We start from the raw sequence: 24,077 nt of genomic DNA on the forward strand, positions 1-24,077 counted from the left end.
ACAAGTCTATACACCTGTGTTAAAATAGCAGGTGCGCAGCCAGGCCAGGTGATCGCGGCTGGACAGACGAAAGGGTCCAGACGAGGAAAGTCCGGGCTTCACAGGGCAGGATGCCGGATAACGTCCGGTGGAGGTAACTCCCAGACCAGTGCAACAGAAATAAACCGCCCCGTTTTGCGGGGTAAGGGTGGAAAGGCAGTGTAAGAGACTACCGCCGCTGTGGTAACAGAGCGGGCACATGTAAACTCCATTCGAAGCAAGACCGAGAAGAAAGCCATACGGCGGCCCGTCGTGCTTTCAGGTAGGTCGCTGGAGCCTTCTGGCAACGGAAGGCCTAGATAGATGATCACCCAACGACATAACCCGGCTTATCGGTCTGACTGTGTATGATAATAAGCACATAATAAAAGCAACTGTATTTTGCAGATCTGATCTGTGAAATACCAGTTGCTTTTTTGATAAAGAATGACAGCTTTTTATAGTTTCATAGTTTTTTCTTTTTTCAGCTCCAAAATCACATCCAAAGACAAACCGGTAGTTTCAGCGATAGAAGTATCACTGAGTTTTCCTATCAGATTTCGGGCAATTTCAAGCTGCTTTTTCTGGGAACCATTGTTGAAACCATCATTAAAACCATCATTAAACAGCATCTGACCCAAACGTGTCATACGAATACACTCCTTTACATGTTCAAAATCATCATTTTCAAGAAACTTATCTGCCATAGTGTAGAGCATTGCCTCAATTTTTTGCAGATCTTCCGATGGAATATCTTTTGTATTTTCGGTCAGAGAGAATGCCTGAATGAATCGTTCCTTTTGAGAAAGTTGACCATCCATCAGAGGGATAAGTGTTAACGGAACGAGATCAGCCTTTGTAAGAATGTCTTCAGAGGAAAATTTCTCTTTCAGCGTTTCAATCAGCCTATCTGCATTGTGATTCTTCATTATGATCGGAATAATACGATAAGTATTTATTCCTTCAGTAAATGAAGTGACCGGATTTCGGATATTTCCCGAATAAAGAACGTATGTGGTGATAGAAACGCCATACTGATAACTGGTCACAGCTTCATAGGATCGAAAACGCTTCAAACCGGGAATCCCTTCATTCTTACTCTGAAATTCAAAGTGTTTCCACGTACCATCTTCCATGATGAGATTGATATCTTCATAGAATTTCTTAAGATTAAGAACAATGGACTCTGTAGGAGCAGAAGATACAACCTTTCCATCAATGCCAAGATAAGGAATCAGCTCCTCGGCAAAGAATTGAGCGGCAGTCTTTAGAACCGTATCTTCATGCTGAAATACAGTTGCAGAACCGATTTTATCATTTGTAATCATTTCTTTCTGTGTCATAAAAAATCCTTCCTGCAAAAGGAAATCAGAAAGAAATTGTCTGATTACAATATAACAGAAAAAATAAAAACAGACAATACATTTTCCTTTGCGCAACAGCTATGTGTATGTAAACTTGATAAAATGAAAAAATACCAGAATCGGTAGATTATAATAAGAATAGAAATAGAAAAACTAAAAAATGTAATACAGACAATCCTTTCCGGAAATGCAAATCTGTTTCTAAAAGAATAAAATATCTAACATAAAAAGTCAACAATAAAAAAACAGAGGAGCAATGAGCAGAAACCCACCATTTCAAAATCTATGAAAACACAGCGCCCGGTCCCCGCGTCGATATTCAGGCCTTTACAGGAGCCGTAGTAATACTTGGTCTGCGGGAGACTGCGTTATTTTTCAAAATCATGCTGTCTGAGCGACGTCAGGAGCGAGTTCATGATTTTGGAAAATGTTTTTAGCAGTCTTTCGCAGGCTTAGTATTACTAGGCTCCGAAACAGCCAAATATCGAAGCGGGGACCGGACGCGTCCGTTTGTTAATCATGCTCATATGAACTCTATTTATTCCGTTTACCTCTATATTTCTCCTCGCAATACTTACACCGGTAAACCTCATTCTCTTCATCTGCAAGAACAAAAATCTGATCCAGTCCCTGCTCGATGGAAGTAATGCAGCGAGGATTCTTGCATTTGATCACGTTCACAACCTGCTTCGGCAGCTTCAGCTCTTTCTTTGCAACGATCTTTTCGTCCTTGATGATATTTACGGTAATATTATGATCGATAAAACCAAGGATATCCAGATCCAGATCCTCGATGGGGCATTCAACCTTGATGATATCCTTTTTTCCCATTTTCTGGCTGCGGGCATTTTTGATGATAGCAACCGTACAGTCCAGCTTATCCAGCTTCAGGTCATGATAGATCGTCATTGCCTTGCCGGCTTTGATATGATCCAGAACATAACCCTCACGAAGAGCACCTACGTTTAACATGGCAGTTCCACCTCCAGTAATGTAAGAATCAGGGCCATACGGACATACACACCATACTGGACCTGTTTGAAATAAGCGGCACGTGGATCAGAATCCACTTCAACAGAAATCTCGTTAACACGTGGGAGTGGGTGGAGGACATACATATCCTTCGGTGCAAGCTCCATTTTCTGTTTGTCCAGAACATAGAAATCTTTCATGCGGACATAATCCTCTTCGTTGAAGAAACGTTCCTTCTGAACACGGGTCATGTACAGGATATCCAGATCCGGAAGTGCATCCTCCAGACGTTCCTCCTCGACAAACTCGACATTGTTGCGTTTCAGAACATCCTCACGGATATAGCTTGGAATACGAAGCTCCTCCGGAGAGATCAGAACAAATTTCACATTTTCATAACGGACCAGAGCCTCGATCAGAGAGTGAACGGTACGGCCGAATTTCAGGTCACCGCAGAGGCCGATGGTAATATTGTCAAGTCTGCCCTTCAGGGAACGGATAGTTAAAAGATCGGTTAATGTCTGGGTAGGATGCTGGTGGCCGCCATCACCGGCATTGATCACCGGAATGTTGGATGACATAGAAGCTACAAGCGGAGCACCCTCTTTCGGATGACGCATAGCACAGATATCTGCATAACAGGAAACAACGCGAATAGTATCGGCAACGCTTTCGCCTTTGGATGCGGAGCTGGAATCAGCAGAAGAAAAACCGAGAACCTTTCCTCCAAGATTCATCATGGCTGCTTCGAAACTTAAACGTGTACGTGTACTTGGTTCGTAAAACAATGTCGCAAGCCTTTTATCATCACAGGTATGCGCATACTTTTTTGGATTTTTCCCGATGTCGTCGGCGAGATTCAGAAGCTTATCAAGCTCTTCAACCGAGAAATCCAATGGACTCATTAAATGTCTCATGTTGTACCTCCAATTATTTACTGGAAATAAGATTCCTTCCAGTTATCATATAATATAACTGTGAGATTTTCAAGAGACTTTCCGAGGATTTTGTCGAAGAAGCCATTCGAAAAAGAGACCGGTAAAAAACCACAGAGGAGCATAGTCCAGCCGGATCACTCCTTTATACTGAAGCGGAACATGAGAATAATCCCAGGGACAGATGTGAAGCTTCTGAAAAAAAGATCCGCTTAAAAATTCCACGAAAAAAATCCCGCAGCTGTAAATGATCCCCCGTACCATAACCGGAAAGCGGGCAAGCTTGTAGTAAGCCGGACGGATCAGTGCTGCAAGTCCGTAAACAGGGAACATCAGAAGAGATGTTTTGCCCATCATAGTAAAATGTCCGGTGACAAGAGAGTGCAGTCCTGTCCATAAGATCTCCAGACACCAGCCTGTAAAACCGCACAGAAAAAAATCCTTCTTTTGCATTTTAAAGCTCCTTCTCATCAGCAGAAATCCTGCGCTTTCCGGAAAAATGTCAGTTTAACTGAATTATGAAAGTCCTCTGCGGGGCTGCGAATATCCGCCTGGACTTTAAATATATTTAACGTGGAAAAGCGTCTTTAATAGCCTTCCCTGCCTTGAAAAAAATATACACGTGGGTTATAATGAACAAAATTATTACTGCAAAGTGAAAAAGCAGTAATGGATCATCAACACATGCGGAAGGAGAAAACAGACGATGAATTATGAAGAAAGTCGTGCCTACATCAGAGCTGCGGAACTGAAAAAGGGAATTGTTCTGGGACTGGAAAATATGAGAGAACTGATGAGGCGGCTTGGAGATCCCCAGGATGAACTGAAGTATGTTCATGTAGCGGGAACTAACGGAAAGGGTTCTGTGATCGCATATCTGTATTCCGCTTTATCAGGTGCAGGTTACCGGGTCGGAAGATATATTTCCCCGGCGGTCTATTCCTACAGAGAGAGGATGGAGGTTAACGGAGAACCTGTCAGCAGAGAGAAATTTGCAGCATATGTGACAAGGATCGCGGAGGTGATCGATGAGATCGTAAAAGAGGGAAAACCGCATCCGTCAGTATTTGAAATTGAAACTGCAGCCGCATTTCTTTATTTTCGGGATGAGAAATGCGATCTGGTATTAATGGAAGTTGGTATGGGCGGGGATCTGGATGCCACCAACATTATAAGTACTACAGTTCTTTCCATTCTGGTATCCATCAGTATGGATCATACGGCATTTCTTGGAAATACCCTGGGCGAGATAGCAGAAAAAAAGGCCGGCATCATTAAACCGAACAGTCATATGGTAACTGTAAAGCAGCAGCCGGAGGCAGAGGCGGTCATACGAAGAATATGCGAAGAACAGAATGTGCCATACGAGGCAGCAGACCGGGACAGCGCAGAGGTACTGGAAGCATCCATAACCGGCCAGACCTTTCTTTATAAAGGAGAAAAATATACAATATCCCTGGCAGGTGCCTATCAGAAGGAAAATGCGGTGGCAGCGCTCCGGGCACTGGAAATCCTGAATGAACAGGGATATCCCACAACACTGGTCCAGAGACAGGATGGATTGAAACGTACCACCTGGCCGGGAAGATTTGCACTTCTCGGGACAGAACCGGATTTTGTGGTTGATGGAGCTCATAACCCTGCAGCGGCAGACATGCTGGCTGCATCCATTGAACGGTATTTTAAGGGAAAAAGGATCATCTACATCATGGGAATGTTCCGTGACAAGGATTACCGCAAGGTCATCCAGAAAACAGAAAAATACGCAGATACCATCCTGACGATTGCGGCACCGGATAACCCCAGGGCTCTGACCCCGCAGGAGCTGGCAGATGCGGTGCGGGAATTTCATTCTGATGTAAGGCCCTTTGACAACATCGAAGCCGCAGTAGCAGAGGCCTATCAGCTGGCAGGAAAAGAGGATGTGATCATTGCTTTTGGTTCCCTGGCGTTTCTGGGGGATCTTACAGAAATTATCAGGAAACATAACGGAGGAAACCAATGACGGATTTGGAAAGATACAGAGACGAGATCGATGAGATCGACAGTGAGATCGTACGTCTCTTTGAAAAACGAATGAAGGTGAGTGAGGAAGTCGCTGAATATAAAATAAAAACCGGTAAGCAGGTACTGGATCCGGCACGTGAGAGCCAGAAGATCCATACGCTGAAAAACAAGGCCCACGGGGACTTTAACAGCCTCGGCGTGCAGGAACTTTTCCGTCAGATCATGGCCATCAGCCGTAAGAGACAGTACCAGCTGTTGACAGAGCATGGGATTTACGGAGAGCGCAATTTCACAACTGTGAAGCATGTTCCCCTTGAAAACGCAACGGTTGTGTTCCAGGGTGTAGAGGGAGCCTACAGCTATGCGGCTATGCGGCAGTACTTTGGGAAAAATATCGAAAGCTACCATGTAAAAACATGGAGGACAGCTATGGAGGATGTAACCCATGGCAAGGCCGATTATGCGGTACTTCCTATTGAGAATTCTACTGCAGGTATCGTGGCTGATATCTATGACCTTCTTATGGAGTACAAGCTGTATATCGTAGGCGAGCAGATCATCCGTGTGGATCATGTGCTTCTGGGCATGCCGGATGCACAGATAGGGGATATCAGGGAAGTCTGCTCTCATCCTCAGGGGCTTGCCCAGTGCAAGGCATTTCTGGAGGAAAACCCTTCCTGGAAAAAGAAGGAAGTGGAAAACACCGCAGGCGCGGCCAAAAAGGTCAGTGAGGTGGGGGACAAAGGCGTGGCAGCTATCGCAAGCCGTGAGGCTGGTGAGGTATTCGGTCTGAAGGTCCTTGCAGAAAATATCTGCAGAGAAAAAGCAAACTCTACACGTTTTATTATTGTAAGCAGGAAACCGGAATATGAGGAAAAGGCCGGGAAGATCAGCATCTGTTTTGAGCTGCCTCATGAAAGCGGAACTCTTTACAACATGCTTTCACATATTATCTACAACGGACTGAACATGACCAAAATTGAATCCCGTCCGATTCCGGGAAAATCCTGGGAATACCGTTTTTTCGTGGATTTCACAGGGAAACTTGGCGAAAGCGCTGTGGAGAATGCGTTAAGAGGAATCGAGGCGGAGGCGAATGTTCTCCGTGTTCTTGGAAATTATTAAGAGACAGAGGAGCTAAATTATTATGTTGGCAAGAATTCAGGAATGTATCCTTTACCGTGGATTTTCAAACGGTGAGATACTGGACGATATGACAGAACTTATTAATCTTTATGAAGCAGATGAAGAAGCACTCAAGGCAAGAGAAGACCAGTTTTTCAAAAGTGTCAACGGGCTGGTGGAGCTGGCAGGAATGTACGGTTTTTCCGGAAATATCTGGCATACATATCTTACCTTCCTTCTGGTAAATCATGAGAACGCTTTCAGTATGGCAAGCGAGATACGAGGAGCGATCAAGGGCAGCATTAACGACCTGGCAAAAAATGATTTCCAGATTTTCAAGGAATTGTATGATTTTGACATCACGGTCTTTGATAAAGTGTTCGGAACTGTATGCTGCAGGGTGATCTGTGATTACCAGACACCGGATGAGAACAGCAAGCTCTTTAATACCAGGATCCGTGACCGTATCTGCCAGATGAGCAAAACCCTGGCAGCAGCCACCACAACCGAAGAATTTATGGATGATATGGTATCCTTCTATAAAGATTTCGGTGTTGGCAAGCTTGGTCTCCATAAGGCATTCCGTATCGGCCACGATGAGGAGGGAAAGGTGGAGATCCAGCCTATCACAAGGATCGCACATGTGAAGATCGATGATCTGGTAGGATATGAGATCGCCAAGAAAAAGCTCATTGATAATACAGAGGCATTTGTACAGGGGAGAAAGGCGAACAACTGTCTGCTCTTTGGTGATGCGGGAACCGGTAAATCTTCCAGTATCAAGGGAATCCTGAACCAGTATTATGATCAGGGACTTCGTATCATTGAGGCCTATAAGCATCAGTTCCAGGATCTTAATGAAGTCATCGCCCAGATCAAAAACCGTAACTATCGTTTTATCATTTATATGGATGATCTTTCCTTTGAGGAATTTGAGATTGAATATAAATACCTGAAAGCCGTGATCGAGGGCGGTCTTGAGAAAAAACCGGACAATGTCCTGATCTATGCCACAAGCAACCGGCGTAATCTTGTCCGTGAGCGTGCCACAGATAAGCTGGAGATCGCAGATGACAATGATCTGCATTCCTCCGACACCGTGCAGGAGAAGCTTTCACTGGTATATCGCTTTGGCGTCCGTATCTACTTTGGCAAACCGGACAAAAAACAGTTCCAGGAGATCGTCCGCACACTGGCAGCCCGTTATGGAGTTACCATGCCGGAGGAGGAACTTCTTCTGAAAGCCAACCAGTGGGAGATCTCTCACGGCGGACTGACCGGACGTGCAGCGCAGCAGTTTATTGATTACATTGTGGGAACAGAGGAAGAAAAAAAGAAATAGTTTACCTGTGTATTGGGGGAAAGGATGAAAAACTATGGCGGTGACAACCTTTGCAGCAATTGATATAGGCTCCTATGAAGTCAGTATGAAGATCTTTGAAATGTCAAAGCGGATCGGCTTCCGGGAGATCAATGATGTCCGTTACCAGCTGGAGCTGGGCCGTGGAACTTATGCTGCAGGACGGCTAGAGATGGAGACTGTGGATGAGCTCTGCGAGATCCTTAATGATTTTAAACGCATGATGGCTGAATTTGGGGTAGAAAGCTGGCGTGCGTGTGCAACAAGCTCTCTCCGTGAGCTGGAAAATCCGGTGATCATCCTGGAGCAGATCTATCAGAGAACTGGTATCCGGGTAGAGATCCTGAGTAATGCGGAACAGCATTTTCTGGGATATAAATCCATTGCTGCCATTGAATCCGGCTTCAAAAAGGCTATTCAGAAGGGGACGGCGATCCTGGATATCGGAGGAGGAAATCTGCAGATCTCTCTCTTTGACAAAGATGCTCTGGTGCTGACCCAGAGTATCCGTATGGGAAGTCTTCGTATCCGCGAACGTCTGAAAGAACTGGAGAAAACAACTCCACATTATGACCGGCTGATAGAGGAATTTATCCGAAATGATCTGATAAGCTTTCAACGTCTTTATCTTAAGGACAAGGAAATCTCCAATCTGATCCTGATGGGAGATTTTCTCACAGATACGATCTTTCAGGACAGATCCGGAGAGAATATCATCACAAAGGAGGAATTCCTGAAGAAATACGAGACCATTGTAAACATGTCCGATCATGACCTTGCCGAATCCATGGAGTTGGAACCGGAATATGCGTCTCTGATCGTGCCGAACATGGTTATCATCCGAAATTTTATAGAAATCTTTCAGGCAGAAGCACTCTGGATCCCGGGTGTTTCTCTTCTGGACGGGATTGCCTATGACTATGCGGAAAAAAACAAATATCTGAAAAGTGTACACAATTTTGAAAATGATATCCTGGTGGCATCCAGGAACATTGCCAAAAGGTATTCCAGCGGAAAGAACCACATTGCAGGAACTACCGATGTGGCACTGGATATTTTTGACAGCACAAGGAAGATCCACGGCATGGGAAAACGTGAACGGCTTCTTTTGCAGATTGCAGTTCTTCTTCATGACTGCGGAAAATATATCAGTATGAGTGAGGTGGCAGAATGCTCTTACCGGATCATCATGGCTACGGAGATCATAGGTCTTTCCACAGAGGAGCGGCAGGTGATCGCTAGTGCGGTGAGGTACAATACCAGAGAATTCGGCTGCTACAAAGAGATCAACCGTGAAACATCCATGAGCAGGGAAAATTATCTCCTAACTGCGAAGCTGACCGCGATTCTCCGCCTGGCCAATGCTATGGACAGAAGCCATTACCAGAAGGTAAAAGCGCTTAATGTAACCTTAAAAGACAGGATTCTTTACCTGGTGGTGGATTCCGCAAGGGATGTTTCTCTGGAGCTGGGGCTTCTGAAAGATAAAAAGGAATTTTTTGAAGAGGTGTTTGGAATCCGGCTTGTAATGAGACGGAAGGGAAGAAGATAACGGAGGAGGTTTTTGTATGAAATTTAAGGAATTTGACAAACCGGAATATTTTGTAAACAGAGAGCTGAGCTGGATCAAATTTGATGATCGTGTGCTCAGTGAAGCCAGAGACAAAAATCTACCTCTGTTTGAGAGACTGAAATTTTTGAGTATCACCTCATCCAATCTGGATGAATTTTATATGGTCCGTGTTGCATCCCTGAAGGATCAGGTTCATGCAGGGTACAAAAAAACAGATATTGCAGGAATGACAGCCAAGGAACAGCTGAAAGCCATCAGCCGGCAGACACATGATCTTGTTCACGTACAGTACAGTACATTAAACCGGTCTCTGGTCCCTGCACTTGAAAAAGCAGGACTTCATGTGATCTTTGAGCACGAGGCATTTTCCGAGAAGCAGAAAGAATTTGTGGATCAGTATTTTGAAGATAATGTATATCCGGTCCTGACACCAATGGCAATGGATTCTTCCAGACCGTTTCCTCTGATCCGTAATAAAACGTTGAATATCGGAGCGCTTCTTTCCAAAAAAGATACCAAAAAAGGAAAAGAAGAGATTGATTTTGCCACTGTACAGGTGCCTTCTGTACTTCCGAGAGTAGTGATCATTCCATCTGAGAAAAAAGGCCATACAACCGTAACACTTCTGGAACAGATCATTGAGCGCAACATCGATAAGCTGTTTTTAAGCTATGATGTGATCTGTGCCCATCCGTACAGGATCATGCGTAATGCGGATCTTCCTATTGACGAGGATGAGGCAGAGGATCTTCTGGTTGAGATCCAGAAACAGCTGAAAAAGCGCCAGTGGGGAGAGGTGATCCGCCTGGAAGTGGAAGATAAGATGGATCCGCGGCTTCTGGATATTCTGAAAATGGAGTTTCAGGTTCATGGAGATGATATCTTTTTTATCAACGGACCTCTGGATCTGACCATGCTGATGAAGGTTTATGGTATTGACGGATACGATCAGTTCAAGGAACCGAAATACAAACCGGCAGCAGTGCCTGCATTTCAGAATGATAAAGATATTTTTCAGGTGATCAGGGAGGGTGATGTGTTCCTGCATCATCCGTATATGAGCTTTGATCCGGTGGTGAATTTCGTGCGTCAGGCGGCAAAGGACCCGGATGTACTGGCAATCAAGCAGACCCTGTATCGCGTCAGCGGCAATTCACCCATCATCGCGGCACTTGCTCAAGCCGCAGAAAACGGCAAGCAGGTTTCTGTTCTTGTAGAGCTGAAAGCGCGTTTTGATGAGGAAAACAATATCGTCTGGGCAAAAATGCTGGAAAAGGCAGGCTGTCATGTGATCTATGGTCTGGTGGGCCTGAAAACACACAGTAAGATCACTCTTGTTGTGAGAAGAGAAGAAAACGGGATCCGCAGATATGTGCATCTGGCAACCGGAAACTATAACGATTCCACAGCCAAGCTTTATACAGACTGTGGTATATTTACCTGTGATGAACGGTTTGGAGAGGATGCAACTGCTGTGTTCAATATGCTTTCCGGATATTCCGAGCCGAAGCGCTGGAATCGCCTGATCGTTGCACCGATCTGGATGAAGGACCGTTTTGTAAAAATGATCGAAAGAGAAGCGGAGCATGCGAAAAAGGGAGAAGAGGCTCACATTGCGGCAAAGATGAATTCTCTGTGCGACCCTGAGATCATTGCAGCGCTGTATTATGCTTCTTCCTGTGGGGTCAGGATCGATCTTCTGATCCGCGGCATCTGCTGCCTGAAGGTGGGCATTCCGGGTATCAGCGAAAATATTCACGTGCGTTCGATCGTTGGTAATTTCCTGGAGCACAGCCGTATTTTCTATTTCCGCAATGGAGGTTCCGATGAAATCTATATGGGAAGTGCGGATTGGATGCCACGTAACCTTGACCGTCGTGTGGAGATTGTTTTCCCTGTGGAAGATGAGCGGATCAAGGAAGAGATCATGCATGTGCTGGATCTGGAATTCCGTGACAATGTAAAAGCACATATCCTGCAACCCTCCGGTTTGTATGAGAAGCAGGACAAACGTGGCAAAACGTTGATAAATTCCCAGATGGAATTCTGCAGGGAGGCTACCGAGCGGGCAAAGGCAGCAAAAAAGGAGAAAAAAGAAAAGAAGAGAGTTTTCGTACCGGCTGAACCGGCGGAGGATATTATAAAATAGTAAAAGAAAAGGACAGCCTGTCATATCAATTTATGATACAGCTGTCCTTAAATAATGTTCTCAAAGATTATCCATATTATGTCAATACTGCATGATATTCAGAAAACCTGACAGCATGCGGGCGTTTCTAATAACACTTCTTGCAGGCTTTATACCCTGCAGCTTCAGCCTGGGAGCGTGTCATTTCTGTGGCATTATCCGGATTCATATTTCCACAGTTAGGGATCCGGTGGTACTTGCTTCCGGTAGCGGAGATCCAGACCATATCACCCACTGGCTCCGGATCGGCCTGCACTCCGGTCTGAGGATCTGCAGCAGCCGAAGCAGAAGATCCATAGCCGGACGCACCGGAATCCTTATAAGCGGAGGAAGGCTGTGTGCCGGTATCCGATTCATCTCCAGCAGAATAATCATTACAGGGACTCTGGTTCCACTGGATATTGCTTCCGTCGCTGACTGCGATCACCGTACCCTGCTCATCAGTACGAAATACCTGTATTCCCATATCTGCAAGCTTATCCATGGTATCCTTATGAGGATGTCCGTAGGAATTGCCGGCGCCGCAGCTGATCACTGCATATTCCGGAACAGTCTTCTGAAGCAGATCCCAGGTGGTGGCAGTGGCAGAACCGTGATGTCCCGGAACGATCACATCGCAGGAAAGATCAAGTCCCAGATCACAGATCGCTTCCTCCCCGGCAGATTCTGCATCCCCAGTAAAAAGAAAATGGTTATTTCCGTTTTCCAGCCGGATCGCAACAGAATTGTCGTTATCGTTGCTGCTGATCGATTGAGGAGAAAGCACCGTAAATTTCCCGCCTCCGAAAGTAAAATCCGTTCCGGGCTCCGGATGCTGCACAGTTAATCCCTGAGCGGCAACACTGTTTTCAAAAGATTGATAGATCTTTGTATCCTGTACATAATCTGCACCGATCACATTTTTTACGGAAAAGCTGTCCAAGCATCCTACAAGACCAGCCACATGGTCCTCGTCATAATGGGAGGAGATCATATAGTCAATGATGGAAATATTCTGTTTCTGTAGATAGGAAACCACGAAACTGGAATGTCCTCGGTCACCGCCGTCATACAGGAGATTCTGCCCCTGTGACTGGACCAGGATCGAAAGCCCCTGCCCTACATCCAGAAAGTGTACAGCCATTGTTGTGTCAGCAGAAGCAGCCTCGGCTGTGTAAGCAGCAGAGGGAACTCCTGCGACTGTTAGCAGAACAAGCAGCAGAGAAAGAAAAAATGTCTGCAGCTTTCTGCGAAAAGAACGTTTGTGATGCATGAGAAGTCACCCCTTATCTTAAGTATTTTCAGGGGAAATTATAAAACAGAAGAGAAAGAAATGCAAAATAATATATGTGAAAATACAGAAAACAGATAAACAGGAAGAACGAAATTTTTATATGCAATGTTCAGAGCAACGTTTGATAACGATAACAGGAAAAAGTGAAGTATAACAATCACAAAAAAGCAGTCAGAATAAAAATCCTAACTGCTTTCAGTTGATAGCCAGTACGGGAATCGAACCCGTGTTTCCGCCGTGAGAGGGCGGCGTCTTAACCCCTTGACCAACTGGCCATATTCATTTGTGTCGTTTGCTCTTGATTTCTGTTGTTTCCCGCAACCGACTTCGTTAGTATATAATACTTTCTTACAAAATGCAAGCACTTTTTTTCTTTTTTTGAAAAAATTTTTCACCCTGTTTTTTGATGATTTTTTTGACGGAAAAATCTATTGATGATATGATAGATACAAAACGAAATGGAATAAAAAAATATAAAGAGGAAGAGTATGGATTACAGAAAAAAGAAAAGTTTGATATGGAAGGGAGAATCCTTTCTTTTTGTTGTGGTACTGCTGGTTTTTGGCGCGATCTTTGCGGCGATCCACACAGGGGGGCTGATCCAGAAGCAGGACAGTGTACAGCTTCTTAACAAAGGATGGTACTACATAAAAGACGGAAAAAAACAGGAGATCACCCTGCCTGCGGAAATTCCGGCAAAAACAGGTGAAAAGCTGATCCTGTACAATGAAAGTCTGGGAGCGGAAAGCAGAGGAATGACCGTGGTTTCTACAGGAGCCCAGTACGATCTGGTGATACGCCTGAATGGAAAGATCCTGTATGAATATAAGGAGGCCATGTTTTCCAAAAATGTGCAGATGCGTTCCAAGGTGCAGTGCATCGCCGCTCTGGGTAATGACACAGAGGGAAAAGTCCTGACGTTCAGCTATTCTGCGCCTCAGAGAGGAAAATATGTTATAGAGCCGGTATGCATAGGAACCGGAAGTGCAATAGCCTGGTATCAGATCAGAAAAGCAGCCATTCCTTTAGGGGCGGCAACGATCATGATCGTATTAAGTATGATCGCCCTGTGCATCTGCATCTATATGAGAATAAGGCAGATGCCGGACAGACGGTTCCGGGATGTGGCACTGTTCCTTATGATGTGCAGTATCTGGCTGGTGACGGACTCATCACTGGCACAAAGCTACAGCAGATGCCCCGAAGTATTATGTCTCATTTCTTTTTATATGTTCATGCTGCTAGCAGTTCCGATGTTGCGTTTTTTGCAGAATATCGGAAACATGAAAAAATACAGGCTCCTGGATCTTGGAATCTTTACATTTTATCTGAATGCTGTTTTACAGGGAGTTCTGGTGATCCTGGGAGTCTTTGAATTTAAGGATATGCTGTTTGTAACACATATCCTGCTGTTTGTGTGGGTCCTGATATCAGCGGTACTTCTGATCCGGGAGTACCGGAAGCATAAACAGCGTGAGATACATCTGCTTCTCATTGCATATATCATCGTGGGAACAAGTGGTATCATAGCGCTGATCCTGTACTGGCTGTTCGAGATTTCCTACTATGGATCCATTTTTGAATTGGGAAATCTTGTGTTTCTTGTGCTGGTCATTGCAGACGCAGTCATGATGATGGCAGACAATGTCCGTTACCGTCTGGAATCCCAGGCTTACGAACGACTGTCCAGAGAGGATGGGATGACAGGACTTGAGACGAGAGCCAATTTTGAGAAAAAACTGGAAAGTATTTCCGCAGATATGGGCAGATACCGGGATATCCTTCTTATGTATATCGATATCGATCAGCTTCGCGTGATCAACGAAGAATACGGACGGGCTGCAGGAGACGAGATGGTGGTGATCTCGGCCAGATGTGTGGAGAACGTTTTCCGGGAAAAAGGAACCTGCTACCGCATCGGCGGGGATGAATTTGCGGTTCTGGTCTATGAGCCGGAAGTACCGGACGAATTCTGGCCGGAACGCCTGAAAGAAGAGCTCCGGAATATTGGGAGAGGATGCAGACATCGTTTTTCGTTATCTCTGGGATACAGCCATCTGCGGAATAAGGATGGTTCTCTGAAATCCATAGGAGAATGGAAATATGAGGCAGACAGGAAGCTTTATGAGAACAAAAAGAAGGAGGATTTGAAAAATGGAGTATATTAACTGTTTTCAGATCACATCCCTTGTTCTGGTGACGATGATCGCGATACATTATTTTTCTCATAAAAGACTGAACAATGCGGAAAACAGGAATTTTGTATGTTTTCTGGCTTTCAGCGGCGTTTACGTGCTGCTGGATATGCTGAGTGCGGTGATCGCGGGAGGCGGCAGCAGCGAAGTCTGCAGAATGTCAGCGCTGGTCCTGACGCTCTATTATTTCTGTGATGTCATACTTACCTATGGGCTTTTCTGCTACATTCGGATCATCACCGGAAGACAGAAGGAGAAGTATAAATGGCTGAAAACCGGCTGGGTGGTCCTGCCGGCTGCAATGCTGCTGGCAGTTACAGCAAACTTACGGACGGGATGGCTTTTTTATTTTGACCAGGAAGGTAGATTTATCCGGGGAAGTTTTCATTTTCTGCTCTATGGATATGTATTCTTTTTTATGCTGGTGATCGTTGCATTTATGTTACTTTATGGAAAAACAGCAGAAAAAGAAATACGGCGCACCATATGGAGATTTTGGTTTATCGAAGCAGCCTGCCTGTTTCTCCAGATTGCCGCGGAAAGAATACTGCTTACCGGCTTCGGACTTTCTGTAGGACTTTGGCTGATCTATCTTACTATGAACAATCCAGGTGAATATACGGACAGTATGACAGGTTTATTTGACAAACAGTATTTTGACAAATGGATCGGAGAAAAGCTCTATCGAAAAGAAAGCTTTCATCTGCTTGCTGTGGATGCCCGCAATATGAAGCAGATCAACCGGATCTACGGTACCAGAGTGGGAGATCAGCTGCTGATCCGGGCGGCGAAGGGATTTCGGGAGATCACGGATTCAGTGCAGATCTTTCGTATCACAGGCAATTGCTTTCTGGCAGTGCTGGACTCGCTGACAGATTATGAAAAAGCCAGAGATGGCATAGAAGAATTTCTGAAAAAGCCGTTTTTTATCGAAAACGAAAAGGTGTCGTTCCATGCTGCGATCTGCGGGATCATGAATGCGGAAAAACTGGAAAAAGAGGATAGTATTCTTTCTTATATTGAATATATGATCTCTCTGATACAGAACCGTCAGGATACGGTCCTGATTCAGTCGGACAGCAAGATCCTGGAGGGCTTCCGCTATGAACAGGAAGTGGAGCATTTTCTTCAGAAGGCTGTGAAAGAGGATCTGTTTGAAGTATATTATCAGCCGGTATATTCTATAAAAAACCAGGATTTTATTACTCTGGAGGCACTGAGCCGGCTGAAACATCCTGCTCTGGGAATGATCCCGCCGGATGTGTTTATCGGGATCGCGGAAAAACAGGGAATGATCTCGGCAGTGGGATGTCTTCAGCTTCACAAGGTCTGCCGTTTTATAAAAGAACATGAATATATCATGAAGAAGATCCGGAATGTGAAATTCAATCTTTCTCCTTCCGAATTGATGAAACCCGGATACAGCCATGTGCTTATCGGGATCATACAGGGGTATGGATTAGATCCGGGATATTTTCAGTTTGAGATCACGGAAAACGTGGCAACCGAATACAGCGAAAGCTTCTGCACAGCCATTGATGATTTTGCAGAAGTGGGAATCCACATGTGCCTAGATGATTTTGGTTCCGGTTATGCAAATCTGAACGCAGTTCTTCGAATTCCGTTTTCAGCAGTAAAAATGGACCGTTCTCTTTTGTCCGGGGTCAGCAGCGATCCTCAGACGGCTACCTTTTATCGCAGCATTGTCATGATCCTGCAGCATATGGGATATAAGGTGATCGCAGAAGGCGCTGAGACCGAAAAGGAGGTAAAGCTTCTGGAAAAATGGGGTGTGGATATGATACAGGGATATTATTTTTCCAGGCCCCTGTGCGAGGAGAAGCTTCTGGAAAAAATTTCCTGAAATGATCAGAAACAGGCGGAAAACATGCTTTTATAAAAAGCAGGGTTTTCCGCCTATTGTATTCTGGCAGACACAAATTGCTTGAAGTTTACAGATACTTTTGATAGAATAGATAGGCTGTGGCGGCTGAAGAAAGCGATTTTTCGGAAGATCGGTTCCTTGAACTGCCACGCGTATCTTTTGGAAAAATTGCAGAGAAAAGATGATCATGTGGACTTTACAAGTACATATATTTTGAGTATAATACAAACAAACGTTCGAGTATAAAAAGAAAGGAATCAGTGGAATGGCAAAAAAAGACACTTATGATGCGGGCAGTATCTCTGTCCTGGAGGGCCTCGAGGCCGTGCGAAAGCGCCCCGGTATGTACATCGGAAGCGTATCCAGAAAGGGACTGAACCATCTGATATATGAGATCGTAGACAATGCGGTGGATGAGCACCTTGCAGGGTACTGCAGCCGTATCCATGTTGTTCTTGAGAAGGACGGTTCCTGTACAGTAGAGGATAATGGACGAGGGATCCCGGTGGATATGCATGCCAAGGGAATATCTGCGGAGCGTCTTGTTTTTACAACCCTTCATGCAGGCGGTAAGTTTGACAATTCCGCATATAAGACAAGCGGCGGACTTCATGGTGTAGGGTCTTCCGTAGTGAACGCATTATCTACGTATCTGGATATTAAGATCAGCCGTGATGGTTATATACATCATGACCACTATGAGAGAGGAATCCCTACCATTGAACTGGAAGCAGGACTTCTCCCCAAATTAGGGAAGACCAGAGGTACCGGAACCTGTGTGAATTTCCTTCCGGATCCGGAGATTTTTGAGAAAACAAGATTCGGAGCAGCAGATGTAAAGAGCCGTCTTCATGAGACTGCCTATCTGAATCCAGAGCTTACCATCCATTTTGAGGATCGAAGAGGGGACACTCCTGAGGATATCGAGTATCATGAGCCGGAGGGGATCGTAGGCTTTATCCGTGACCTTAACAAGAATGCACAGCCTCTCCATGATCCGGTTTATTTTAAAGGAGAGGCAGACGGGATCCAGGTGGAGGTTGCTTTTCAGTTTACCAATGAGTTCCGTGAGAACGTTCTAGGATTCTGCAATAATATCTACAATGCAGAGGGAGGAACTCATCTGACCGGATTTAAGACTACCTTCACAACGGTAATGAACACCTACGCACGTGAGATCGGTGTACTGAAGGATAAAGACCCCAACTTTACAGGTGCAGATATCCGAAACGGAATGACTGCTGTAGTCTCCATCAAGCATCCGGCACCCCGCTTTGAGGGACAGACCAAGACCAAGCTGGACAACCAGGACGCATCCAGAGCCACCGGCAAGGTAGCAGGAGAACAGCTGGTACTGTTTTTTGACCGAAATCTGGAAACACTGAAGATCGTCCTTTCCTGTGCGGAAAAGGCGGCCAAGATCCGTAAGACCGAGGAGCGTGCCAAGACAAACCTTCTTACCAAACAGAAATATTCTTTTGATTCCAACGGCAAGCTGGCCAACTGTGAGAAGAAGGATCCGTCACTGTGTGAGATCTTTATCGTAGAGGGAGATTCCGCCGGCGGTTCGGCCAAGACAGCCAGAGACCGTAACTATCAGGCGATCCTTCCGATCCGCGGTAAGATCCTCAACGTAGAGAAGGCTACCATCGACAAGGTGCTGGCCAACGCAGAGATCAAGACTATGATCAATGCCTTTGGCTGCGGCTTTTCCGAAGGCTACGGAAATGATTTTGATATCACAAAGCTTCGTTATGACAAGATCGTGATCATGGCCGATGCGGATGTGGATGGTGCTCATATCTCTACTCTGCTTCTGACTTTGTTTTACCGTTTTATGCCGGAGCTTATCTATGAGGGACATGTGTATATTGCCATGCCACCTCTTTATAAGGTAATGCCGAAGAAGGGGCAGGAGGAATATCTCTACGATGACAAGGCTCTTGAGAAATACCGTAAGAGCCATAAACCGGGAAGCTTCACACTCCAGAGATACAAAGGTCTCGGTGAGATGGACGCCCAGCAGCTCTGGGAGACTACCCTGAACCCTGAGACAAGAATGATGAAGCGTGTGGAGATCGAAGATGCCCGCATGGCCTCCGATGTGACAGAGATCCTGATGGGAAGCGATGTTCCGCCACGTAAGGCCTTTATCTATGAGCATGCAACCGATGCAGAGCTGGATATTTGATTGGGAGAATAAACTATGAATACGAAACAGGACAATATCATCCGCACCGATTATGCGGAGATCATGCAGAAATCATATATCGATTACGCCATGAGCGTTATCATTTCCAGAGCACTGCCGGATGTACGTGACGGACTGAAGCCGGTACAGCGCCGTACCCTTTACGATATGTATGAGCTTGGCATCCGCTACGACCGCCCGTACCGTAAATGTGCCCGTATCGTAGGAGATACCATGGGTAAATATCATCCCCACGGTGACAGCTCCATTTATGATGCGCTTGTAGTCATGGCGCAGGAATTTAAGAAGGGCCGTACACTGGTGGACGGACATGGAAACTTTGGTTCCATCGAGGGAGACGGAGCCGCAGCCATGCGATACACAGAGGCCCGTCTGGAGAAGCTGACCCAGGAGGTTTTTCTGGAAGATCTGGATAAGAACGTTGTGGACTTTATGCCGAACTTTGATGAAACAGAGAAGGAGCCGGTAGTACTTCCGGTGCGTATTCCAAACCTCCTTGTAAACGGAGCAGATGGAATCGCCGTTGGTATGGCTACCAGCATCCCGCCGCATAACCTGGGCGAAGTGGTGGATGCTGTGAAGGCATACATGAAGAATAATGATATCAGCACCCGTGGGCTGATGCGTTATCTCAAGGGCCCGGATTTTCCGACAGGTGGTATCGTAGTAAATAAGGACGACCTTGTAAAGATCTATGAATCTGGAACAGGTAAGCTCCGTATCCGTGGACGGGTGGAAATAGAGAAGCTGAAGGGCGGTCGCCAGCAGCTGGTGATCACAGAGATTCCTTACACCATGATTGGTGCAAACATCGGAAAATTCCTTAATGATATCGCAACCCTGGTAGAGACCAAGAAGACCACAGATATCGTGGATATTTCCAACCAGTCCTCCAAAGAGGGAATCCGTATCGTTCTGGAACTGAAGCGCGATGCAGACGTGGAGAACCTTACCAACATGCTCTATAAGAAGACCCGACTGGAGGATACCTTCGGTGTCAACATGCTGGCAGTTGCAGACGGAAGACCGGAAACACTGGGACTGAAGCAGATCATTGCTCACCATGTGGACTTTGTATTTGAAGTAAATTCCAGAAAATATACAACCCTTCTTGCCAAGGAACAGGAGAAACGGGAGATCCAGGAAGGCCTTATCAAAGCCTGCGATGTCATTGACCTGATCATCGAGATCCTCCGCGGCAGCAAGAGCCGTGACCAGGTAAAGAAATGTCTGACCGACGGTATCACAGAAGGGATCAAATTCAAGACCAAGACCTCCGAAAAAGCGGCAAAATCCCTGAAATTCACAGAGAAACAGGCCACAGCCATCCTGGACATGCGTCTCTACAAGCTGATCGGTCTGGAGATCGATGCTCTGATGAAGGAGCATGAGGAAACCATGAAGAACATTGCTGCTTATGAGGATATCCTGAATAATTATGACTCCATGGCAGCCGTGATCATGGGTGAACTGGATCAGATCAAGAAGGAATACGGCAGCAAGCGTAAGACTTCTATTGAAAATGCAGAGGAAGCTGTTTATGAGGAGAAGAAGATGGAAGAGACCGAAGTCTGCTTCTTGATGGATCGTTTCGGATATATGCGTCTCATTGACAAGAATGCCTACGAGCGTAATAAGGATGCCGCTCATGCAGAGAGCCGCTATGTCTTTACCTGCATGAATACGGACAAGATCTGTATCTTTACAGATACCGGCAAGCTCCACACAGTGAAGGCAGAGGATATCCCGCTGGTGCGTTTCCGTGATAAAGGTGTTCCGGCAGATAATCTGGGTAATTATGACAGTACTTCCGAGCAGATCCTTTATGTGGCACCGCTGAGTCAGGTAGCAGCCTCCACAGTGCTCTTTGTTACAGAAAATGGCATGTGCAAGCTGGTAAAAGGAGACGAGTTCCGTGCTTCCAAGCGTACCATTGTTTCCACCAAGCTTGCAGAGGATGACCGCCTTGTATTCGTAGGAGCAGCGGACGAGATGGATCAGGTTGTGTTCCAGTCTGAAAAGGGTTACTTCCTCCGTATCATGAAAACCGAGATCTCCGTCACTAAGAAAAACGCTATGGGTGTTCGCGGCATGAAGCTTACCGGCGAAGACCGCATTCACCACGCGTATCTTTTGGAAAGCAGGCAGGAGTATGCCATTGAATATCATGATAAGCCGTATGTGCTGAATAAAGTTAAGCTGGCTAAGAGAGATACGAAGGGTGTGAAGCCGAGGGTATAAAAGACGCGAAGAGGATTGCGGATAACTGGCAGATAGGATATGATAGGGTTATATGAAAATGGGAGGCGTTAAAAATGCGATATGATCTTCCGGAAAGAGTTATAAGAGAACTATTTTCATTTGCCACAAAACATTCTGTCAGAAAGATCATCCTCTTTGGGTCCCGTGCAAGAGGAAACAATACAGAAAGAAGTGATGTAGATATTGCTGTATATGGAGGAGATTTTGATTCCTTTTACTGGGATATCAAAGAAAATATCCATTCACTTCTGATGTTTGATGTAATTAATGCAGATGCTTCAATTTCTGAAGAACTCAAAAAAGAAATTAAAAAGGATGGAGTTGTGATCTATGAAAAAGCTTGATAATTTTTCTAATTGTCTTACTATATTAAGAAATGCAGATTTCAAACTTGCGGATAACAACGATATTTACAGAACCGGCGTGATCGGACAGTTCAACCTGACTTTCGAGCTTGCCTGGAAAGCTCTTCAGGAGATCCTGCGACTCCACGGGGCAGAAGGAGCAGACACCGGTTCACCGAGAGAAATCCTGCAGCTTGGCTATAAGTTGGGCTTCGTAAACGATTCAGCAGTGTGGCTGCTCATGCTGAAAAAGCGTAACACATCTGTCCATATATATAATGAGCAGGAAGTAGATGAGATGATCCTGCTCATCCGCGACAGCTTTATTCCGGCTTTTGTGGCTCTTGAGAAAACATTGAGGGAGAAGCTGGCAGAAGCGGAGAGCGACTGGACGTAAATAAAGAGAATACAATTTTACAGAATATATACTTCCCACCGATCAGGTACAATTAATCCGACCGGTGGGGATTTTTTTGCCCTCTTGACAGAAATATGAGCCATCTTTTATAAGGAATTAGACTGAACTAACACAGCCACAAATATAAAACAGGTTCAGAAAAAAACAATGACAAAAATAACATATGAATCCACAGAAGAGCTGGGCCACAGCATACCCTTATCCAAAAGAGAAATCGAGGAAGACATACTGGAGGAGCTTTGCTCTCTTGCAAAAAAGGACGCCCTGATCGGAATCTCCGAGATTTGCGGGCGGATGAAGATGAGCAGACGGGAGGTTCTGGCCTGTCTGAAACAGTTGACCGCCTAGGGCTACGTAAAAATCGAAGAAAAAAACATCTGCGTCTGCCTCACAGAGCTGGGACGGATCCGGGGCGAGGAATGCCGCCACCGCCATGAAACCTTCACCCAGCTTCTGGAATATGTAGGAGTAGAAAGCCGCATTGCAGAAGAAGATGCCTGCCGCATGGAGCACGTGGTAAGCGATGAGACCGTGCAGCAAATCTGCAATTTTGTAAATTACGGAAGCACCTTTGAGCATGCTCTTCGGAACACAGACCTCAGATACCGCTATGAGCCGGGGGAATACTCCTTTCTCATGGGAATCTACTACATGGAAAAAACCTGTCCAAGAAGACTGGCCGGTGAATTTAAGAATTATAAAGAACAGATCCGCCTTCATGTAAAAAAAGAGGACAGCTATTTTGAACTGTTCTGCACAGCACCGGAGGAAAAAAACTGTTCTCTGGTATGTGGACCCAGAAACCGGCTGGGTAAAAGCCGAAGAAGAAAACGGAAATCCCCGGATCCCAACCGGCGTTTTTGAATACTTTATCCGGCATCAGGACCCCGTAGTGGAAGGAACCGCGCTGGTAGCCTTCTTGAGAGAAGGAGAGAAGCCCGTGGAATGGAACAGCCGAGAGCTGGACGTACATATCTGGTAGGAGGGGAAAATGGAAAAAACAAACACAGAAGATCTGATGCATCCGTCCATGCTACAGATATGCTATCTCTCGGAGCTTGCAAAGATCGGTAAAAGAAGAGGCAGCGTGGCACTGATCGCGGATACCTGCGGAGTCAGTCACGGTCCGGTCAGCCGTTTTTTTAAGGAGCGCATCGGCGCAGGCTATCTTACAGACACCTACGAATTTACGGAAAAAGGAACCCAGGCGCTGAAGACCTATCAGCGCATCCTGAAAGAAGTCAGCCTGTATCTGGAACGGGTCGGGATCCCGGAGATGGAGATCCCGGAAAAAACAAGACAGCTTGTAGAAAATGTGGACTACAGCCTGCTCATGACCATGACCCGAAATTCCGGGCAGGTGAACGAACCCAGAAACCAGAGCCTTGCGGAAGAAGAAACACCCTATTATCTGGAAAATGTCCTGGACAAAGGACGCTTCGAGGTGGGCATTGCCCTGTACCAGATGCGAGCGGACAAAGTAACGCGCCTCTCCATGGCCAACAATGGATTTGAGCACCTTGCCTGTATTCGGAACAACAACCGGGGAAGCTGGCTGGAGCTGACCACAAAAGAAATGCATGCACACTCCAGGATCAATGACGCAGATATGACAGGAATACTTTCCTCCCTGAAATATGAGGATCAGGGGCAGCTCCATGAAGCTGTGCTCCGCGACGGAAAAGTAAGGATCCCTCTAAGTGCATGCCATTTTTCAAAACACGCCTGGGAAATGTGAAAGGAAGAATTCCCATCACCGTCACCTGCAGCGTGGGAAAAGCCCATATGCCCGAAAGCACTGCACTCCTGATGTTCTGGATGTAGAAAAACTAGGAAGATTAAAAGCCGAAATGAAGAAAATTCGGCTTTTTTTGTGCAAAAAAATGGGAAATGCTGATGTTTACAGGCTTTTTCTATTTTGAAAATGGTTCCCGGAAGGAACGGAA

At 45.7% G+C, this 24,077-nt stretch carries 19 protein-coding genes, 1 tRNA gene and 1 other RNA gene; 15 read left to right on the plus strand and 6 right to left on the minus strand.

The genetic code is table 11. The features are described from left to right. The first annotated feature begins 36 nt into the window (after positions 1–36). Positions 37–387, plus strand: an RNA gene (rnpB, locus tag BLP57_RS02810) — RNase P RNA component class A. An 89-nt stretch (positions 388–476) separates the two neighbouring features. Here the strand turns inward: rnpB and BLP57_RS02815 are convergent. From BLP57_RS02815 to BLP57_RS02830, 4 genes are all read right to left on the minus strand, one after another. Further along, a complete protein-coding gene (locus BLP57_RS02815) occupies positions 477–1,361 on the minus strand; it encodes a hypothetical protein (RefSeq protein WP_059085225.1) in 885 nt (294 codons plus the stop codon). 555 nt (positions 1,362–1,916) lie between these two features. Beyond that, positions 1,917–2,354: an aspartate carbamoyltransferase regulatory subunit gene (locus BLP57_RS02820; protein ID WP_015525765.1), complete on the minus strand. Its 438-nt coding sequence runs from the start codon at positions 2,352–2,354 to the stop codon at positions 1,917–1,919. Further along, positions 2,348–3,271 (minus strand): aspartate carbamoyltransferase, encoded by a 924-nt coding sequence (gene pyrB, locus BLP57_RS02825; protein WP_022426605.1) that lies wholly within the window; start codon positions 3,269–3,271, stop codon positions 2,348–2,350. The genes BLP57_RS02820 and pyrB overlap by 7 nt, the downstream gene beginning before the upstream one ends. Before the next feature lie 69 nt (positions 3,272–3,340). Further along, positions 3,341–3,742 (minus strand): putative ABC transporter permease, encoded by a 402-nt coding sequence (locus BLP57_RS02830; RefSeq protein ID WP_022426606.1) that lies wholly within the window; start codon positions 3,740–3,742, stop codon positions 3,341–3,343. 253 nt (positions 3,743–3,995) lie between these two features. Here BLP57_RS02830 and BLP57_RS02835 point away from each other — a divergent pair, with 253 nt between their 5' ends. The 5 genes from BLP57_RS02835 to BLP57_RS02855 are packed head-to-tail and all read left to right on the plus strand — an operon-like array spanning position 3,996 to position 11,503. Then, the gene (locus BLP57_RS02835; RefSeq protein WP_092069330.1) at positions 3,996–5,294 is read left to right on the plus strand and encodes a bifunctional folylpolyglutamate synthase/dihydrofolate synthase; all 1,299 of its coding nucleotides are present in this window, start codon (positions 3,996–3,998) and stop codon (positions 5,292–5,294) included. Then, entirely contained in the window at positions 5,291–6,421 is a 1,131-nt protein-coding gene (gene pheA, locus BLP57_RS02840; protein ID WP_021650329.1) for a prephenate dehydratase, read from the plus strand. The genes BLP57_RS02835 and pheA overlap by 4 nt, the downstream gene beginning before the upstream one ends. Before the next feature lie 25 nt (positions 6,422–6,446). Further along, the gene (locus BLP57_RS02845; protein ID WP_044960616.1) at positions 6,447–7,763 is read left to right on the plus strand and encodes an ATP-binding protein; all 1,317 of its coding nucleotides are present in this window, start codon (positions 6,447–6,449) and stop codon (positions 7,761–7,763) included. A gap of 34 nt (positions 7,764–7,797) precedes the next feature. Next, positions 7,798–9,333 (plus strand): Ppx/GppA phosphatase family protein, encoded by a 1,536-nt coding sequence (locus BLP57_RS02850; protein ID WP_021650327.1) that lies wholly within the window; start codon positions 7,798–7,800, stop codon positions 9,331–9,333. 16 nt (positions 9,334–9,349) lie between these two features. Further along, entirely contained in the window at positions 9,350–11,503 is a 2,154-nt protein-coding gene (locus BLP57_RS02855; RefSeq protein ID WP_059085223.1) for an RNA degradosome polyphosphate kinase, read from the plus strand. A gap of 127 nt (positions 11,504–11,630) precedes the next feature. Here the strand turns inward: BLP57_RS02855 and BLP57_RS02860 are convergent, their stop codons facing one another. Beyond that, positions 11,631–12,794, minus strand: a complete 1,164-nt coding sequence (locus tag BLP57_RS02860) for a ComEC/Rec2 family competence protein (protein WP_092069333.1) — start codon at positions 12,792–12,794, stop codon at positions 11,631–11,633. A gap of 224 nt (positions 12,795–13,018) precedes the next feature. Next, positions 13,019–13,090: transfer RNA gene (locus BLP57_RS02865), tRNA-Glu, on the minus strand. A 213-nt stretch (positions 13,091–13,303) separates the two neighbouring features. On the opposite strand from BLP57_RS02865, the gene BLP57_RS02870 reads away from it, so the two are divergent. The 9 genes from BLP57_RS02870 to BLP57_RS02910 all read left to right on the plus strand — a co-directional run bounded on the left by BLP57_RS02870 (position 13,304) and on the right by BLP57_RS02910 (position 23,869). After that, positions 13,304–14,983 carry a GGDEF domain-containing protein gene (locus BLP57_RS02870; RefSeq protein ID WP_059085221.1) on the plus strand — a complete coding sequence of 560 codons (1,680 nt, stop codon included), beginning with the start codon at positions 13,304–13,306 and terminating at the stop codon, positions 14,981–14,983. After that, entirely contained in the window at positions 14,970–16,874 is a 1,905-nt protein-coding gene (locus BLP57_RS02875) for a GGDEF domain-containing phosphodiesterase (protein ID WP_235812324.1), read from the plus strand. The genes BLP57_RS02870 and BLP57_RS02875 overlap by 14 nt, the downstream gene beginning before the upstream one ends. A gap of 286 nt (positions 16,875–17,160) precedes the next feature. Then, the gene (locus tag BLP57_RS02880) at positions 17,161–19,086 is read left to right on the plus strand and encodes a DNA gyrase/topoisomerase IV subunit B (protein ID WP_022426613.1); all 1,926 of its coding nucleotides are present in this window, start codon (positions 17,161–17,163) and stop codon (positions 19,084–19,086) included. Between the two features lie 15 nt (positions 19,087–19,101). Then, complete coding sequence (locus BLP57_RS02885) at positions 19,102–21,348, plus strand: DNA gyrase/topoisomerase IV subunit A (protein WP_092069336.1); 2,247 nt, start codon at positions 19,102–19,104, stop codon at positions 21,346–21,348. Between the two features lie 74 nt (positions 21,349–21,422). Further along, positions 21,423–21,713 carry a nucleotidyltransferase family protein gene (locus BLP57_RS02890; RefSeq protein ID WP_021650318.1) on the plus strand — a complete coding sequence of 97 codons (291 nt, stop codon included), beginning with the start codon at positions 21,423–21,425 and terminating at the stop codon, positions 21,711–21,713. After that, positions 21,700–22,110 carry an HI0074 family nucleotidyltransferase substrate-binding subunit gene (locus tag BLP57_RS02895; protein ID WP_022426615.1) on the plus strand — a complete coding sequence of 137 codons (411 nt, stop codon included), beginning with the start codon at positions 21,700–21,702 and terminating at the stop codon, positions 22,108–22,110. The genes BLP57_RS02890 and BLP57_RS02895 overlap by 14 nt, the downstream gene beginning before the upstream one ends. A gap of 168 nt (positions 22,111–22,278) precedes the next feature. Then, a complete protein-coding gene (locus BLP57_RS02900; RefSeq protein WP_092069338.1) occupies positions 22,279–22,479 on the plus strand; it encodes a hypothetical protein in 201 nt (66 codons plus the stop codon). Between the two features lie 48 nt (positions 22,480–22,527). Then, positions 22,528–22,995: a metal-dependent transcriptional regulator gene (locus BLP57_RS02905; RefSeq protein ID WP_255363752.1), complete on the plus strand. Its 468-nt coding sequence runs from the start codon at positions 22,528–22,530 to the stop codon at positions 22,993–22,995. A gap of 127 nt (positions 22,996–23,122) precedes the next feature. Next, positions 23,123–23,869 carry a hypothetical protein gene (locus BLP57_RS02910; protein WP_092069344.1) on the plus strand — a complete coding sequence of 249 codons (747 nt, stop codon included), beginning with the start codon at positions 23,123–23,125 and terminating at the stop codon, positions 23,867–23,869. The last annotated feature ends 208 nt before the right edge of the window (positions 23,870–24,077 follow it).

It is taken from the genome of Blautia sp. SF-50 (assembly GCF_900101315.1).
Classification (GTDB): domain Bacteria; phylum Bacillota; class Clostridia; order Lachnospirales; family Lachnospiraceae; genus Blautia_A; species Blautia_A fusiformis.